Below are 16,563 nucleotides of genomic sequence, written 5' to 3'. Positions count from 1 at the left end.
ATCTTCATAAGGAAAGGCTGGGAGCTAAATGGCTGGTTATGCACAGGGGGAGGAAGACGATCAAGTTGTTCATTGGATAACAAGGGGTTGATCACCGTTTAGATCAATAGTTATCCACAAGAGAAAAGTGAAAAAAAGCGGAAATGGGAGTAATTTCCGCTCTGAATCTGACTTAACTTAGGAATGGCTGCCACGTTTCAAGCCACATTTCTGCCGGATCCTCCGGAACAGGATCGCGCTGCACATCAATTTCCAGTCGTTCGCCCAGTCGTTGCGCGCCGCAGTCTTGTAGCAGCTGGTCAAGATCTTTTCCGGCCTGGCAGAACGTGTCGTAGCTGCTGTCGCCAATGGCAATCACGCCGTATTTCAGCTGTTGAAGGGACGGTTGTTCCTCACGGAGCTGTGTCACGAAAGGCTGAATATTATCCGGAAACTCACCGGCGCCGTGGGTCGAGCAGATCAGCAGCCAGATCCCCTCCGGATCCAGGGCGGCCAGATCGGCTTGGTTCAAGATATCCGTTTGGTGGCCGGCTTTACCCAATTGGTCGGCCAGATGGTCGGCTACATATTCGGCTCCACCGAGGGTACTGCCGGTGATCAGAGTAATAGTGGCCATTGTGTCCTCTTTGCAAAAGTCGTCAGTGTTGAGCGGATTGTACCCGCAATCGATCTGAATAAAACCCCCGGAATATTGTGCTTTCTCTCCGGTTTTGAGGAGATATACAGGCTGTCTGGCTTGATGTGAGATGACATCGCCGATGGATTGAGTCCATCAGGTTGACACGTTGTCGGGCAATTTTCAGCGCTGAATCAGACAACGTCATTTATTTGGGGCCTTTAGGTGACTTGTCTACAGGAAATCCCAAGGATCAATGTGATGCCCACGCCTTGTCTGGCCTTGATCGCCAGCCAAACAGTCTTTCATGTCAACAGGATCCTGGCTGAATGGTGCACAACGACACGTCGATTGATCCTTATGCTGAGCAGGCTGTTGGTATCTTGTTTGGACACTGTGATCATTATCGACTGGCGATCTGGCTGAGATCTTCTGCAGTCTGGCTTCATTTGACGGATCCCTGATCCGGATCTGTGGACAAAGCGGACCGCGACAGCGAAAAATTGCAATCATTGCACTACATGGACGGTGATGACTGCTTTGGGGCTTGATGTACCTCTAGTATTTGACACCTTTGATGAAGGGGATTAGGTTAATAGCCATGAAGACATTTTTTAGCCAACAGCGAATTATTATCATCATTCCTTAGGAGTGGTGGGTTCGTGTTGCCGAAATTTAACTGACCCGCCCAAGAGGCGGGTTTTTTGTAAACTGCATCTTGGGCGCTCTGACAACGAAAGAGGTCCTTGATGCGTAAAGAATCCAGTTCAGGCCAGGACGCTGCGTCGTCCCCGGCATTTTCCTTTGTGGCCGCGGAGCATGCGGTCCTCGACTTCTGGCAGCACCGGCAGATTTTCCGGCAGTCGCTTCAGGCTTCGGCCGAGCAGCCGGACTATGTGTTTTATGACGGCCCTCCTTTTGCCACCGGCCTGCCGCATCACGGCCATCTGGTTGCTTCAACCATCAAGGATGTCATTCCACGATACTTCACCATGCAGGGGTTTCATGTTCAGCGCCGGTTTGGCTGGGATTGCCATGGTCTGCCAATTGAGCATGAGATCGACAAAACCTTAGGCATGTCGGCCAAAGAGGCCGTGGCCGAGCATGGTCTGGCGCAATACAACGACGCCTGTCGGGGCATTGTGCAGCGCTATACGAAAGAGTGGGAGAAAACCATCACCCGGCTGGGGCGTTGGGTGGATTTTGAGAATGACTACCGCACCATGGAGCCCTGGTATATGGAATCGGTGTGGTGGGTCTTCCGTCAGCTGTGGGATCAGGGCGGGTGTATCAGGGCGAGAAAGTGGTGGCTTACTCCACGGCGCTGGAGACCGTGCTGTCGAACTTTGAGGCTACCTCTAACTATCAGGATGTTCAGGATCCTGCGTTGACCGTGCTGTTCCGGCTGGCGGATGAGGATGCTTATTTTGCTGCCTGGACGACCACGCCCTGGACACTGCCGTCAAATCTGGCGCTTTGTGTCGGTCCGGCAATCGACTATGTCAAAGTCAGAGATGAAACAGCAGGCTGCACCTTCTGGCTGGCGCAGGCTCAGCTGGATGTGATCGGCAAGGGGCGTTCACTGACCGTACTGGCCCACAAAACCGGCGCTGATCTGGCCGGGATGCGTTACCTGCCGCTGTTTGATGATTTTGCCCACATGCAGGCAGACGGGGCGTTCCGGGTGCTGGCCGATGACTTCGTCTCGACAGACAACGGCACCGGTATTGTGCATCTGGCGCCGGCTTTCGGGGAAGATGATCAGCGGGTGGCCAGAGCCCATGGCCTGGACGCCGCTCCCTGTCCGCTGGACAGTCGCGGATGTTTTACCGCGGAGGTGGCTGCCTTTCAGGGGATGTACATCAAAGATGCCGACAAACCTATCATTCGTGCCTTGCAGGCCCGGGGTCAGCTGTACCGGCAGGAAACGATCGTCCACAGCTATCCGTTCTGCCCGCGTTCGGACACCCCGATCATCTATCGCACCGTCCCGTCCTGGTATATCCGGGTCGAGCCGATGCGCGATGCACTGGTCGCAAACAATCAGCAGGTGAACTGGGTGCCGGAACATCTGAAAGAAGGCCGGATGGGCAACTGGCTGGCGGGGGCGAAAGACTGGGCGGTTTCCCGCAACCGTTACTGGGGAACGCCGCTGCCGATCTGGGTGAATGACACCACAGGCAATCGGTTGTGTCTGGGTTCACGGGAAGAGTTAGCCCGCTATACCGGCGTCACGGTTGCGGATCTGCACCGGGACCATGTGGACGCTCTGACATTTACTCTGCCGGGAGAAGCCGGGGTCTACCGTCGCATTGATGAAGTGTTCGACTGCTGGTTCGAGTCGGGTGCCATGCCTTATGCACAGGTGCACTATCCGTTTGAGAATAAAGATCAGTTCGAGAAAAATTTCCCGGCCGCTTTTATTGCGGAGGGGGTCGATCAGACCCGGGGCTGGTTTTATACCCTGCAGGTGCTCAGTCACTGCCTGTTTGGCAAAGCGGCGTTCAATAATGTCATCGTCAATGGCATCGTGATGGCTGAAGACGGCAAGAAGATGTCGAAACGCCTGAAAAACTATACCGCCCCCGATGTGCTGATGGAGCAATATGGCGCGGATGCCCTGCGGCTGTATCTGATCAACTCCGGGCTGGTGAAAGCCGAGGAGCAGCGATTTTCGGACAATGGCGTGCAGGACATGGTGCGTCGGGTGCTGCTGCCCTGGTACAACGGCTACCAGTTCTTCGCCACCTACGCCGGGCTGGATCAGTGGCAGGCTGCGCCGGAGCCCGTGCCCAGCGACAACATCCTGGATCAATGGATCCTGTCCCGGCTTCAGACGCTGATCCGGCAGGTGAACACCGAGATGCAGCAGTATCGCCTGTATCAGGTGGTGCCGGCACTGTTTGAGTTTCTCGAACAGCTGACCAACTGGTATATCCGTCTCAACCGGGCCCGGTTCTGGCAGTCGGGGATGACTGAGGATAAGGCGCACGCCTATCAGACGCTGTTCCGTTGCCTGGAGACATTCGGCACGCTGATGGCCCCGTTTGCGCCGTTTCTGTCGGAACATCTCTATCAGGCGATGCTGGCCTTCCGTCAGCCCGGCAGTGTGCCGGAATCGGTCCATCTGTGTACTTATCCGGTCGCCGAAACGGCCTTGCAGCAACCGATGCTGGAAGCGTCCGTCGAGCGGTTTCAGCATCTGGTCATCATGGGACGGCAGAAGCGCAACGAGCTGAAAATCAAAATCAAAACCCCGCTGAACCGAATGACGGTGCTGCACCGCGATCCGGCTGTGCTGGCGGATGTGGCCCGGTTGTCGGACTATATCCGCACCGAGCTGAATGTGAAGACAGTATTGTTCAGCGAGCATGAAGCGGACTACATCGATTTCTACGCCAAACCGAACTTTGCCGGATTGGGTCGGCGGCTGGGGCCGAAGATGAAGCATTACTCAGCCCTGATCCAGTCCCTGACGGAAGCCCAGCTGATGGATTTGCAAACGCGGGGTCAGCTGACGCTCGACGGGGAAGTGTTCAGCGATGAGGACATTGTGCTTTACCGTCAGGCGAAAACAGGCACCCATGCCGTGTCGAACCGGTTTATTTCGCTGGATGTGGATCCGGAACTCACGGATGCGCTGATCGGGGAAGGAGCTGTCCGGGAGGTGATCAGCCGGATCCAGAAACTCCGTAAGGACAGTGGATTTGCGGTCAGCGACCGGATCCGGATCGACCTGCAGGCGTCGGACATGCTGGCGGACTGGGTGACCCGGCATCAGGCCTATCTGATGGCGGAGACGCTGGCGGTTGTGCTGGAGGTACAAGCGTTCACGGACAGTGCATCAGGCAAGGGGCAGGTGTTCTCGACCGAGCATGGCGAGATTGCGATCTCAGTTGCTGTGGTGCCCGCTTAAACGCGAAAGCCCCGCTCATTGGCGGGGCTATATCGTTGGCAATCCGATTCTGCGCAGGCTTACTTCCCGATACATAATGCAAAATGCTTTTAAAATTAAATGTTTTTGCATGTTTTTGGGGAGAAAAGATGGAATAAATTTTTTGTTCACAACCAACAAACACACAAGCTTCTAGGACAAAAGCTTCTTTGGCGCTTATGCTGTTATGTGGCAGAAATCTCCAGTTTAGACTGTCTCAGCATAGGGGAAGTGGACATATGTAAATCTGAAAACAGGAAAGAAGTTCGTGATGCTTCGTGGAGGTGATGCTGCTAACTTTGAACATAATGCTGTTGTGGGTTATTTTATATATTTAGTTAAAGCAGAAATATTGGTTTCTAGTAAACTTCTTATGTAGAATTGTTTCCTCCAGGTCTTAATGGATTAGATGGTGTGGAAAGAAAAAATTGATGTCGATTGGCTATAATTCTTTAAAAAATAAGGGAAGTACAATGAATGAAGTTCAATTAAAAAATATGATTAATAGCTGTGAACATACTGGGAATATTTCAGTATCACATTTGTTTGAAGATATTGATCATGGAGTTGATGTCCTTAGCCGAAAATCATTTCCAAGACATTTAACAGCAAGTGCTGCCTTGTACTCTAAAAGCCAAGGATTACTTGCAATTAAGCACAAAGCATTAGGGCTTTGGTTATTGCCCGGAGGACATATTGATGAAGGTGAATTACCTTTAGATGCTGCAATCCGTGAATTGAAAGAGGAAACGGGGGTTATATTACCCAAGTCAGCTAAGGAAAAATGTTCTATTATTGAGATTAATAGCCATTCTATATCAGAAAATACAGTCAAAAAAGAACCGGAGCATACTCACTTTGATGTAAGGTATCTCTTTATAGTAGAATCGATTGATAATTTATCAATGCAAGAGGAAGAAATTGATGAACTCAAGTTTGTTCCATTGAATGAACTTGGTAATTTTAATTTTTCCAAGAGTGTTAGAACTGTAACAGATTATTTAAAAGTAAACTTATAATAGATGATATGCTATGTTAAATAATGATTAAAAGGTGTTTTTTATCTTTTTATGGCATCTTTAAATAATGCCATGATTATATATTTTATGTCATTTTATATAGTTAATTGCTTGTTTTTTTTGTGTTCATTGGTGCGGTTGAAAATATAGCGCTGTTCAGGCGTTTTGTGATGAACATGCTAAAACAGTGTGACTGTGGCGCCCCAAGCCAGAAAGTAAAACTGAAAAAGGCAGCTTGGAGTGATGATTATCGGACAAGAGTTTTCTTCGGGTTATAAAGTGAGCAAAGTATGCTCCCGCCCTGTGAGAGATATAGAGATCGAACGGCTCGTAGTCGCGCTTCGGACGTTTCTTACCATCTTCCCCTTCAGCAACACCGTAGTAGTACACCAGTCTAAGTTGCTGAAGCTCTCTCGAGTTAGGATTACGCTTGTATACTGGCACCTTCATCACTAGTCCACTTTGCTCCCGTTACTCCAAATTTCTTGCTCGGGAGTAAATCGGGATCAATTTTTAGCAAAATGGGGCAATGGTATGTGAAAGGCAGTAAAACCGCTCCATAAACAAAAATAAAAAATAATCATTAAAAACAGATGCTTATTTGATGTGTTTTGAAGGGTTTTACCGCGTTTCGCTGATTGGTAAGTTACTTCACTTCCCGATACAGAAGGACGTAAAGATGCGGCCCAGCAAATCATCGGAGGTAAATTCCCCGGTAATTTCGCTCAGGTGTTGCTGAGCCAGACGCAGTTCCTCAGCCAGGATTTCGCCCGCCATGTAACCTTCCAGCTGTGCCTTGCCCGTGTCAAGGTGCGTCGCAGCGCGTTCCAGTGCATCCAGATGGCGACGGCGGGCCATGAAGCCGCCCTCTGTGGTTCCGGCGAAGCCCATGCAGGCTTTGAGGTGTTCGCGCAGGGCTTCCACGCCGTCCCCGGTTCGGGCCGACAGGCGGATCAGGGTGGGCTGGCTGACATGGCAGATCCCGGCGGTTTCACCGGTCAGCTCTACTTTGTTGCGGATCACCGTCAGGCCCATGCTGTCGGGCAGGCGCTCGATAAAATCGGGCCAGATCTCTGCCGGGTCGGTCGCATCTGTGGTGGTGGCATCGACCATAAACAGCACGCGGTCTGCCTGCTGGATTTCATCCCAGGCCCGCTCAATGCCGATGCGCTCGACTTCGTCGCTGGCGTCCCGAAGTCCGGCAGTGTCGATGATGTGCAGTGGCATGCCATCAATGTGGATGTGCTCGCGCAAGACATCACGGGTGGTGCCGGCAATGTCGGTGACAATGGCGCTGTCTTTGCCGGACAGGGCATTGAGCAGGCTGGATTTGCCTGCGTTCGGCCGCCCGGCAATCACGACTTTCATGCCTTCGCGCATAATCGCGCCCTGATTGGCTTCGCGGCGCACGGCGTCGAGCTGTGCCATCACCGCATCCAGATCAGCGCTGACTTTGCCGTCACTGAGGAAGTCAATTTCTTCTTCCGGGAAGTCAATCGCTGCTTCCACATAAATGCGCAGACGGATCAGGGCTTCGACCAGATCATTGACCCGGTTTGAAAAAGCACCCTGCAGCGACTGAAATGCACTCTTGGCGGCTTCCTCGCTGCTGGCGTCAATCAGATCGGCAATGGCCTCGGCCTGCGCCAGATCCAGTTTGTCGTTCATGAAAGCCCGCTCTGAGAACTCACCCGGCCGGGCCGGACGAACACCGTCGATTTGCAGGATGCGCTTGATCAGCATGTCCATCAGGACCGGGCCGCCGTGGCCTTGCAGCTCCAGCACGTCTTCCCCGGTAAAAGAGTTCGGATTGGGGAAGTACAGGGCAATGCCCTGATCCAGCGCGGTTCCGTCTGCGGCGCGGAACGGCAGATATTCAGCGTAACGGGGCTTGAGTGAGCGTCCGGTGACGGTTTCAGCCACCTGGCCCGCCAGCGGGCCGGAAACGCGGATAATGCCGACCCCGCCCCGTCCCGGTGGGGTGGCCTGAGCAACGATAGTGTCGGTCGTCTGTGTCATCATGAATGCTTCGTCAATTGGCGTGGGCGCCATTGTAATCAGTGTTTACAGGATAGCCAACTCTGTGAGCCGGCGATGGCGCAGGAAACAAAAAGGCGGCCCGGTTGGCCGCCTTGGTCTCATCTTCGGGAAGCAGGCTTACTTGCTGTGCAGGCCTTTCTTCTCCAGTTGTTTGAAGATGATGGACTGCTGAATCAGCGTCACGATGTTCGACACCAGCCAGTACAGTACCAGACCGGATGGGAAGAACAGGAAGAAACCGGTGAACAGCACAGGCATGAAGGTCATGATCTTCTGCTGCATCGGATCCGTCACTGTGGTCGGACTCATCTTCTGAATCAGGAACATGGTCACACCCATCAGAATCGGCAGCACGTAGTACGGGTCTTGTGCGGACAGATCGTGGATCCAGCCGAAGAAAGGTGCGTGACGCAGCTCGACTGATTCCATCAGCGCCCAGTACAGAGCGATGAAAATCGGCATCTGCAGCAGCAGTGGCAGACAGCCACCCAGCGGGTTCACTTTCTCTTTCTTGTACAGCTCCATCATTTCCTGGCTCATGCGCTGACGGTCTTCGCCGAAACGCTCACGCATTGCCTGCAGCTTAGGTTGCAGCATGCGCATTTTTGCCATAGAGGTGTACTGTGCTTTGGTCAGCGGGAACATCACACCACGAACAATGAAGGTCAGGATGATGATGGCGATACCCCAGTTGCCCACAAAGCCGTGGATCAGCGACAGCAGCTTATGCAGCGGACTCGCGATGAACCACAACCAGCCGTAGTCGGCGGTCAGATCCAGGTTGTCTGCGGTGGCTTCCAGTTTGTCTTGCAGTTTCGGACCGATCCACAGTTTCGCGGTGGTCATCACGCCTGCGCCCGGTGCTACGGTTTCACTTGGCATCCGCACGCCAATGTAGCCTTGTCCCTGACCGGTACGAGAGAACAGGTTGTGCGTTGGGCCTTGTACGCTCTGATCAGTTGATTCAGGAAGCGGTGTCGGGATCCAAGCGGTCACGAAGTAGTGCTGCATCATTGCAGCCCAGCCTTTCTCCATGGACAGATTCAGGTTCTTGTCTGCCATGTCATCAAAGCTGTACTTCTTGTATTTTTCTTCGTCGGTAGAGAATGCGCCGCCACGATAGGTCGGCATGGTCAGGCTGCCACCGTCATCCATCAGTGTCTGCTTCAGCTGCGCATACATTTGTACGGTTGCTGGTTTGTCAGATTTGTTGTCGATGGTGTAAGACACTTCCAGCGCATAGCTGTCGCGCTGAAGCAGGAAAGTCTTGGTATATTCGATGCCGTCTTTGCTGTATGTCAGCGGGACACGCAGTTCGTTCTGACCTTCGGCCAGGACATAATCTTTTTGATCAGCGTGCAGCTGGGCACGGCCAGCGGTGGAATCGATACCGTTTGGACCGATCAGACCTGATTGCGCCGTATACTGGTGCGCTGGGTCATTTTTCAGCAGAACGAACGGATCAGAAGAGTCCAGTTCGTTGTCATAAGCCAGCAGTTTGGCTTCAACAATATCACCACCCAGGGTATCAACAGTCAGATCCAGCACATCGGTGCGGATGTGGATCAGCTTGTCGGAATTGCTTGGCCCCGGAATCGTCGCACTGTCACTGGCATGTGACGGTACATCGCCCTGAGTCGTCGCGCTTTGCGCAGCTGTCTGGTTCTGAGTTTGCGGGCTGTTGTCGGCATTCCACTGCTGAAACAGCAGGAAAGATACAAACAGCAGGGCAATTAACAGAATATTGCGTTGGGAATCCATCGTTAATGTTCTCTGTCGTTATCCTGGGTTGGCGGAACGGGGTCGTAACCACCGTGAGTCAAAGGGTGACATCTTAATAGACGTTTCGCCGCGAACCAACAACCTTTTATTGCTCCATGGGTTTTTACCGCTTCGATCGCGTATTGGGAGCAGGTGGGGGTGAAACGACAACGTGGCCCGATCAGCGGGCTGATTGCCAGTTGGTAAAAGCGGACCAGTCCGACGACTAGCCGCGCGAAGGGCGAGACAGGCGATGCCATAGCTTATCTAGCAACTGACACAGTTCGGCGTTGCTCAGTTCACCGGCACTTTTTTTGGCGATCACCACAAAGTCCTTTGCAGGTAAATCGTGTTGTTTGAGACGGAAACGTTCCCGTGCCAGACGCTTAAAACGATTTCGGCCTACAGCGGTTTTGATTTGTTTTTTGGGGACTGCCAACCCGAGCCTTGGATGGTTCTGGGTGTTTTTTCGGGCCAGAATGGTTAAGTGAGGAGAGCCAGCACTGTGCGCTTGCTGGAAGACGTGTTTGTAATCTTCGGGAGTTAACAGACGTAACTCCCGAGAAAAAGCGTACTTATTCAAAATAATCGTGGTGATTACTTAGACAGACGCTTACGGCCTTTCGCACGACGTGCGTTGATTACAGCGCGACCGTTCTTCGTTGCCATGCGTGCACGGAAGCCGTGAGTACGCTTGCGCTTTAGAACTGAAGGTTGAAAAGTGCGTTTCATGGTTTTACCTTAAAATTACTGATCAGTTTTAAGTTTTTGTGTGCTTTGGGTCTCTCTTGCGAGACACCAAACGGGTTATCAATAACCCTTCAAGTCCACAAAGAGGCGGAATTGTAATCACTGACCCGCTTCGAGTCAATATTTCGCCACCTTTTCAGACCCGGTTTTTCGCCTGTTTTTCACGGCCAAACCCGGGCGCTGAATTATACTGGGTGTTTAGCTAAGTGCAAGGATCCTGATTGGATCCCCACCTGGCGCAGGAATTTCTTCAGTCGCGGATCCTGTGGATTGGAGAAGATTTCCTGCGGTGATCCTTGCTCAACAAACATGCCGTCCGCCATAAAGATCACGCGATCCGCCACTTCGCGGGCAAACTGCATTTCGTGCGTGACCACCAGCATGGTCTGATTGCGGGTGGCCAGCATTTTCATCAGATTCAGCACTTCGCCAACCCATTCCGGATCCAGCGCTGAGGTGGGCTCATCGAACAGCAGTAACTCAGCGTTGAGTGCCATAGCCCGGCCAATGCCGACCCGTTGCTGCTGGCCGCCGGACAGCGCTGCCGGATAGCTGTCTCCTTTATCACCCAGGCCGATGTCATCCAGGATTTGCTGTGCCTTGTCGTAGGCGTCCTGCTTTTTCCAGCCTTTGACGGTGATCAGGCCTTCGGCAATGTTCTGACGGGCGGTCAGATGCGCAAATAAGGCGTAGTTCTGAAACACGAAGCCGGTTTTCCGGCGGATCGCCAGAATGTCTTTGGCGGTCGCGACCGGCGCTTTGACATGGATATTGTCGATAGTCAGGTGACCGCTGTTGGCTTTTTCCAGAAAGTTAATGCATCGCAGCAGGGTGGACTTGCCGGTGCCGGACGGGCCGATGATAACGACGATCTCACCTTGCTTGATGGCCAGATCAATGCCGGAGAAGACGGTGTTTTCACCGAAGCGCTTGCTGAAGTTGTGCAACTGAATCATCGTACATACGCCCTGTTGAGTTTCACTTCTGCCCAGTTTTGAATGCGGGTCAGGATCACCACGATGCCCCAGTAAATCAGGGCCACAGCCAGGAAGGCTTCAAAAAATTTGAAGCTGGAAGAGGCTTCCATCTGAGCTTTGGCCATAATCTCGGCCACGCCCAGCGTAAAGGCCAGCGAGGTGGATTTGATCATGTCGATAAAATAGTTCATCAGCGAAGGCAGTGCGACCCGGGTTGCCTGCGGCAGGATAATGCGGCGCATGGCCTGCATTTCGGTCATACCAATTGAGAGACTGGCTTCGCGCTGGCTGTGATCGACGCCGATGATTGCGGCCCGGATACTTTCGGCCATGTAGGCAGCAAAGTGCAGGCTCAGGCCGATAACCGCAGCACTGAAGGCATCCAGCCCAACCAGCACAGGCATGACCTGAGGCAGCCCGTAGTACAGCAGAAACAGTTGCACCAGCAGCGGTGTGCCGCGAAAGAAGCTGATATAAACCTGACTGATCTGATCCAGCACCGGCACGCGATAAACCCGAACCAGTGCGAGAGAGACCGCAATGATCAGCGCAAAAATCAGTCCCCAGACAGCCATGCCCATGGTCGTACCCAGATACTTGAGCAGAATCGGCATGAGCGACAGCATGTAATCAAAATCGAAGCCCATAGGGATATGTGTTCCGTGGCGTATGAATAACAAAAGTGACAAGACCCACCGGAAAGGTGAGTCTTGAGATTACTGGTAGTATAAGGATGGTGACCTGAAATGGCAGGGTTTCTTGTCAGAAATTAGCGGGTAATGTCAGCATCGAACCATTTTTGTGAGATTTGGGTCAGTGTGCCGTCTTCACGCATGGCATTCAGCGCTGTGTTGACTTCATCACGCAGCTTCTGGCCTTTTTCGTTGTTCAGGAATGGCCAGGCATTTTCTATTGTCTCGAACGTAGAACCGGCCAGTTCCAGTGGCAGACCTGCTTTTTTGATCAGCTCCACAGAAGACAGGCGATCCATCACGAAGGCATCGGTGCGGCCCAGTGCGACATCGTGCTCAATGCCGGTGTCGTAGGTTTTGATGGTGATTTGATCTGCATTGTCCAGCCCGCGCAGTAATTGCTCGTAGTTTGAACCCAGATTAACACCGACGGTTTTACCGTTCAGATCGGTCGTATTCTTAATTGTGTCGTTGCCTTTACGCACCACCAGCTGCGCGCCATCAATGACATAGGCATCGCTGAACAGGTACTTGGCTTTTCGCTCATCGGTAATGGTGATCTGGTTGGAAATGGTGTCAATACGACCGGTTTCCAGCAGACCGAACAGACCGGAGAAGTTTGCGGTGACAAACTCCACTTTATAATCGTTGCGTTTGCCAATTTCGTTCCACAGATCGACTTCGAAGCCCTGCAGTTCATCCTGCTTCACGAAGGTGAACGGGAAGTAGCGGCCGGACATGCCGACTTTCACGTCTGTGGCAGCAAATGCTGCTTGGCTGACAGTCAGGCCCAGTGCCAGTGCGGTAAAAGATGCTTTGACCCAGTTTTTCATCTGTCTACTCCTAGGATGATGCTGTTTTTATCGGGTTATTCATATCATCCTACTTGTCAGTAAGAACAATGCTTAAATAACTAAAAGTTATTTGTAATAACTATAGAGCGTGAATTTCAGGTGTGGTGAAAATTCACTCAGCCTCAAGCCCAGGATCCTGTACATTGTGTAAACAACTGTGAGTAAGGGTCGGCTAAACTGTGTTGATCTGGCCCACGCTTGTGGGATCTGTGTGAATAACTTCGATCTTATTCACTGGATCTGGGATCTCTTTGCTGGAGATCCTTCGCCAGCAGGTATAAAATTGCGTCCCTTTTCGTTTTTTCGTTATTCAATGTGGAGTCGAACTTGTCATCTTCGCTTTGGCTGCAGTGCCTTCAACGCCTTCAGGAAGAACTCCCTGCCACGGAATTCAGCATGTGGGTTCGTCCGCTACAGGCCGAGTTAAACGACAACACCTTGACCTTGTTCGCCCCGAACCGTTTTGTGCTGGACTGGGTGCGGGACAAGTACCTCAACAGTATCAATCGGCTGCTGAACGATTTCTGCGGCGCCGATGCGCCGATGCTGCGCTTTGAAGTGGGCAGCAAGCCGGTGACCGCACCGCCGCCTCAGCCAACTGCGGCCGTGGCCACTGTTGCAGCAGACGACCGGATCGATCCACCGTCCCCGACCTGGGAGCCTGCACCGTCACCGGTACAGCCTGAATCGGCAAAAGGGTATCGATCGAATGTGAATCCCAAACATAACTTCAACAACTTCGTTGAGGGTAAATCGAACCAGCTGGGTCTCGCAGCCTGCCGTCAGGTGGCGGATAACCCGGGCGCAGCGTATAACCCGCTGTTTTTGTATGGCGGCACGGGTTTGGGTAAAACGCACTTGCTGCATGCGGTCGGGAATGCGATTGCGGATCGTAAACCCAATGCCAAAGTGGTTTACATGCATTCCGAGCGTTTCGTGCAGGACATGGTGAAAGCCCTGCAGAACAACGCCATTGAAGAATTCAAACGTTATTACCGCAGCGTCGATGCGCTGCTGATCGATGACATTCAGTTCTTTGCCAACAAAGAGCGCTCTCAGGAAGAATTTTTTCATACCTTCAATGCGCTGCTCGAAGGCAACCAGCAAATCATCCTGACGTCGGACCGCTATCCCCGTGAAATCAGTGGGGTGGAGGATCGTTTGAAGTCCCGCTTCGGCTGGGGACTGACGGTAGCGATTGAGCCGCCGGAACTGGAAACCCGGGTCGCGATCCTGATGAAAAAGGCAGAGGACCACAATATTCGTCTGGCCGACGAAGTGGCCTTCTTTATTGCCAAGCGCCTGCGTTCGAATGTTCGGGAACTGGAAGGGGCGCTGAACCGGGTGATCGCGAACGCGAACTTTACCGGTCGTGCAATTACCATCGACTTTGTCCGTGAAGCGCTGCGCGATTTGCTGGCCTTACAGGAAAAGCTGGTCACCATTGATAACATTCAAAAGACAGTGGCTGAGTACTATAAAATCAAGATGGCTGATATGCTGTCCAAGCGTCGTTCCCGTTCTGTAGCCCGTCCGCGCCAGATGGCGATGGCCTTGGCGAAAGAGCTGACCAACCACAGTCTGCCGGAAATCGGCGATGCGTTTGGTGGACGCGACCACACCACAGTGCTGCACGCCTGCCGTAAGATTGAGCAGTTGCGTGAAGAAAGCCATGATATTAAAGAAGATTACTCTAACCTGATCAGGACACTGTCGTCTTAATATGAAATTTACCGTTGAACGAGAACATCTCATTAAGCCGCTGCAGCAGGTCAATGGTGCGCTGGGCGGTCGTCCGGCGCTGCCGATTCTGGGAAACCTGCTGCTCAAAGTTGACGCGGGTGCATTGTCGCTGACCGCAACGGATCTTGAAGTCGAGCTGGTCGCCAAACTGGTGCTGGACGGCGAATGGGAGCCGGGTGCGGTGACGGTTCCAGCGCGGAAGTTTCTCGATATCTGTCGTGGCTTACCCGACAGTGCTCAGTTGAAGATTGAATTACAGGGCGACCGGTTATTACTGCGTTCTGGCCGGAGTCGTTACTCACTCACAACCTTGCCGGCCAATGATTTCCCCAATATTGAAGACTGGCAAAGCGAAGTCGAACTGCATCTGGCGCAGGGGCAGGTTCGCCAGTTGATCGAAAGCACTCAGTTTTCCATGGCCCATCAGGATGTGCGTTACTACCTGAACGGCATGCTGCTGGAAACCGACGGCAAACAGCTGCGATCGGTGGCGACTGATGGTCACCGGATGGCGGTCTGCACGGTGGACACCGAAAGTGAGCTGCCCGGCAAACAAATTATTCTGCCTCGTAAAGGGGTGATGGAGCTGGTTCGCCTGCTCGATACTCCGGATGCCGAGGTCGTGCTGCAGATTGGTCAGTCTAACCTGCGCGCAGTGGTCAACAACTTCATCTTTACCTCCAAGCTGGTGGATGGTCGCTTCCCGGATTATCGCCGGGTCTTGCCGCAAAACAGTAGTAAGTTCCTGCAGGCGGGCTGCGATGAACTGCGTCAGGCGTTTTCCCGTGCGGCTATTTTGTCGAACGAGAAATTCCGCGGAGTGCGGGTCAATCTCGCAAACAACGAGATGCGAATCACCGCGAACAACCCGGAGCAGGAAGAAGCAGAAGAAGTACTGGATGTTGATTTTCAGGGCGATGAACTGGAGATTGGCTTCAACGTCAGTTACATCCTGGATGTGCTGAATACGCTCAAGTGCGATCAGGTCCGGATTTCGATGACAGACGCCACGGCCAGCACCCTGATCGAAGATGTCGCGGACAGTGATGCCGTGTACGTGGTGATGCCGATCCGGCTGTAACCCATGGCGCTGACGCGATTTATAGTCAAAGATTTTCGTAATCTTGAAGCCTGTGATCTCACCTTGTCCGATGGCTTTAACTTTCTGGTCGGTGCCAATGGCAGCGGGAAAACCAGTTTGCTTGAAGCCATTTACTTCCTTGGCCATGGCCGCTCCTTTCGCAGTCACCTGACCAGCCGGATTATCCGACATGGTCAGGATGAACTGGTGTTGCATGGCCGTGTCCGGACAGAGAGTGATCTGGAGCGACCGCTGGGCATTCAAAAGCAGCGGGACGGGACGACACAGGTTAAAATAGCCGGCCAGGCTGGCCAGAAAGTTGCACAACTGGCGCAGATTCTGCCGCTGCAGTTGATCACGCCGGAAGGTTTTGAGCTGATGGTGGGCGGTCCGAAATTTCGCCGCGCATTTATCGATTGGGGCGTGTTTCACGTGGAACCCCGATTCTATCAGGCCTGGAGCCGCGTGAAGCGGTTAACCAAACAGCGCAACGCCTTACTGAAAACCGCCCGCAGTTACCGGGAACTCAGCTACTGGGATCAGGAATTGTCTCTGTTGGCAGAAACCATTGACGGTTGGCGAGCCGATTATGTTGCCGCGCTGCGAGAGCAGGCAGCCGCATTCTGTGCAGATTTTCTGCCGGAGTATGACATCCAGCTGGGTTACTACCGGGGCTGGGAAAAAACGACTCCATATCAAGAATTACTGGCGGCGAACTTTGAGCGGGATCTCCAGCTGGGGTACACCGTCAGTGGCCCGCATAAAGCCGATCTCCGCCTGAAGGTGTCGGCCATGCCAGTGGATGATGTACTGTCCCGGGGCCAGCTGAAATTACTAATGTGTGCCCTTCGGTTAGCGCAGGGGCAACAGCTGCGACAGGCAACCGGCAAGCAATGCCTTTACCTGATCGATGACTTTGCTTCTGAGCTCGATAGCGGGAAGCGGGCTTTGCTGGCGAAAGGATTACACGATACGCAGGCTCAGGTGGTCATCAGTGCCATCAGCGAGGAGCAACTGGGTGACATGAAGGACGAAAAGGGCAAGATGTTTCATGTCGAACAGGGTAAAATAACCGCAGGATAAATAAAGCGAGAGT

Annotated in this window: 14 protein-coding genes and 2 pseudogenes; 7 read left to right on the top strand and 9 right to left on the bottom strand. The window is 52.8% G+C overall.

The features are described 5' to 3' along the window. Positions 1-172: 172 nt before the first annotated feature. A complete protein-coding gene (mioC, locus tag KDD30_RS15865; RefSeq protein WP_211646689.1) occupies positions 173-616 on the bottom strand; it encodes an FMN-binding protein MioC in 444 nt (147 codons plus the stop codon). Between the two features lie 749 nt (positions 617-1,365). Between mioC and ileS the strand changes: the two are divergent. The 4 genes and pseudogenes from ileS to KDD30_RS15850 all read left to right on the top strand — a co-directional run. After that, positions 1,366-3,869 (top strand): annotated as a pseudogene (gene ileS, locus KDD30_RS15860) (isoleucine--tRNA ligase); the annotation flags it as partial. Between the two features lie 15 nt (positions 3,870-3,884). Next, positions 3,885-4,532 (top strand): DUF5915 domain-containing protein, encoded by a 648-nt coding sequence (locus KDD30_RS24905; RefSeq protein WP_371826102.1) that lies wholly within the window; start codon positions 3,885-3,887, stop codon positions 4,530-4,532. A 449-nt stretch (positions 4,533-4,981) separates the two neighbouring features. Continuing rightward, positions 4,982-5,569 (top strand): NUDIX hydrolase, encoded by a 588-nt coding sequence (locus tag KDD30_RS15855; RefSeq protein ID WP_211646687.1) that lies wholly within the window; start codon positions 4,982-4,984, stop codon positions 5,567-5,569. A gap of 134 nt (positions 5,570-5,703) precedes the next feature. Further along, a pseudogene (locus tag KDD30_RS15850) lies at positions 5,704-5,847 on the top strand (ISAs1 family transposase); the annotation flags it as partial. 373 nt (positions 5,848-6,220) lie between these two features. On the opposite strand, the gene mnmE reads toward KDD30_RS15850, so the two are convergent. The 8 genes from mnmE to KDD30_RS15810 form a co-directional block, all read right to left on the bottom strand. Next, on the bottom strand, positions 6,221-7,588 hold the full coding sequence (gene mnmE / locus KDD30_RS15845) for a tRNA uridine-5-carboxymethylaminomethyl(34) synthesis GTPase MnmE (RefSeq protein WP_211650114.1): 1,368 nt from the start codon (positions 7,586-7,588) through the stop codon (positions 6,221-6,223). A 138-nt stretch (positions 7,589-7,726) separates the two neighbouring features. Continuing rightward, complete coding sequence (yidC, locus tag KDD30_RS15840; protein ID WP_211646686.1) at positions 7,727-9,370, bottom strand: membrane protein insertase YidC; 1,644 nt, start codon at positions 9,368-9,370, stop codon at positions 7,727-7,729. 2 nt (positions 9,371-9,372) lie between these two features. Next, complete coding sequence (gene yidD, locus KDD30_RS15835) at positions 9,373-9,630, bottom strand: membrane protein insertion efficiency factor YidD (protein WP_211646685.1); 258 nt, start codon at positions 9,628-9,630, stop codon at positions 9,373-9,375. After that, positions 9,597-9,953, bottom strand: coding sequence for a ribonuclease P protein component (gene rnpA / locus KDD30_RS15830; RefSeq protein WP_211646684.1), 357 nt, complete (start codon positions 9,951-9,953; stop codon positions 9,597-9,599). The genes yidD and rnpA overlap by 34 nt, the downstream gene beginning before the upstream one ends. Before the next feature lie 14 nt (positions 9,954-9,967). Continuing rightward, a complete protein-coding gene (rpmH, locus tag KDD30_RS15825) occupies positions 9,968-10,102 on the bottom strand; it encodes a 50S ribosomal protein L34 (RefSeq protein ID WP_081669218.1) in 135 nt (44 codons plus the stop codon). Positions 10,103-10,305: 203 nt separating this feature from the next. Further along, positions 10,306-11,076 carry an amino acid ABC transporter ATP-binding protein gene (locus KDD30_RS15820; protein ID WP_211646683.1) on the bottom strand — a complete coding sequence of 257 codons (771 nt, stop codon included), beginning with the start codon at positions 11,074-11,076 and terminating at the stop codon, positions 10,306-10,308. Further along, entirely contained in the window at positions 11,073-11,744 is a 672-nt protein-coding gene (locus tag KDD30_RS15815; protein ID WP_211646682.1) for an amino acid ABC transporter permease, read from the bottom strand. Before KDD30_RS15815 ends, KDD30_RS15820 begins: the two co-directional genes overlap by 4 nt. 122 nt (positions 11,745-11,866) lie before the next feature. Then, the gene (locus KDD30_RS15810) at positions 11,867-12,622 is read right to left on the bottom strand and encodes an amino acid ABC transporter substrate-binding protein (protein WP_211646681.1); all 756 of its coding nucleotides are present in this window, start codon (positions 12,620-12,622) and stop codon (positions 11,867-11,869) included. Between the two features lie 348 nt (positions 12,623-12,970). Between KDD30_RS15810 and dnaA the strand changes: the two genes are divergently transcribed. The 3 genes from dnaA to recF are packed head-to-tail and all read left to right on the top strand — an operon-like array spanning position 12,971 to position 16,550. Further along, entirely contained in the window at positions 12,971-14,365 is a 1,395-nt protein-coding gene (dnaA, locus tag KDD30_RS15805) for a chromosomal replication initiator protein DnaA (RefSeq protein ID WP_211646680.1), read from the top strand. Position 14,366: 1 nt separating this feature from the next. Then, a complete protein-coding gene (gene dnaN, locus KDD30_RS15800; RefSeq protein ID WP_211646679.1) occupies positions 14,367-15,467 on the top strand; it encodes a DNA polymerase III subunit beta in 1,101 nt (366 codons plus the stop codon). 3 nt (positions 15,468-15,470) lie between these two features. Continuing rightward, the gene (gene recF / locus KDD30_RS15795; protein WP_211646678.1) at positions 15,471-16,550 is read left to right on the top strand and encodes a DNA replication/repair protein RecF; all 1,080 of its coding nucleotides are present in this window, start codon (positions 15,471-15,473) and stop codon (positions 16,548-16,550) included. Positions 16,551-16,563 lie beyond the last annotated feature (13 nt).

This window comes from Photobacterium sp. GJ3 (genome assembly GCF_018199995.1).
Lineage (GTDB): Bacteria > Pseudomonadota > Gammaproteobacteria > Enterobacterales > Vibrionaceae > Photobacterium.
Note: the sequence above shows the minus strand (reverse complement) of the source record. Positions and strands in the feature narration are given on the sequence as shown.

Bases quoted from the DNA above. Each gene is read 5' to 3' on its own strand.
- KDD30_RS15855 (WP_211646687.1), top strand. From the start codon at position 4,982: ATGTCGATTGGCTATAATTCTTTAAAAAATAAGGGAAGTACAATGAAT.
- KDD30_RS24905 (WP_371826102.1), top strand. From the start codon at position 3,885: ATGACGGTGCTGCACCGCGATCCGGCTGTGCTGGCGGATGTGGCCCGG.
- mnmE (WP_211650114.1), bottom strand. From the start codon at position 7,588: ATGACACAGACGACCGACACTATCGTTGCTCAGGCCACCCCACCGGGA.
- recF (WP_211646678.1), top strand. From the start codon at position 15,471: ATGGCGCTGACGCGATTTATAGTCAAAGATTTTCGTAATCTTGAAGCC.
- yidC (WP_211646686.1), bottom strand. From the start codon at position 9,370: ATGGATTCCCAACGCAATATTCTGTTAATTGCCCTGCTGTTTGTATCT.
- yidD (WP_211646685.1), bottom strand. From the start codon at position 9,630: ATGGCATCGCCTGTCTCGCCCTTCGCGCGGCTAGTCGTCGGACTGGTC.
- KDD30_RS15810 (WP_211646681.1), bottom strand. From the start codon at position 12,622: ATGAAAAACTGGGTCAAAGCATCTTTTACCGCACTGGCACTGGGCCTG.
- KDD30_RS15815 (WP_211646682.1), bottom strand. From the start codon at position 11,744: ATGGGCTTCGATTTTGATTACATGCTGTCGCTCATGCCGATTCTGCTC.
- mioC (WP_211646689.1), bottom strand. From the start codon at position 616: ATGGCCACTATTACTCTGATCACCGGCAGTACCCTCGGTGGAGCCGAA.
- dnaN (WP_211646679.1), top strand. From the start codon at position 14,367: ATGAAATTTACCGTTGAACGAGAACATCTCATTAAGCCGCTGCAGCAG.
- rpmH (WP_081669218.1), bottom strand. From the start codon at position 10,102: ATGAAACGCACTTTTCAACCTTCAGTTCTAAAGCGCAAGCGTACTCAC.
- KDD30_RS15820 (WP_211646683.1), bottom strand. From the start codon at position 11,076: ATGATTCAGTTGCACAACTTCAGCAAGCGCTTCGGTGAAAACACCGTC.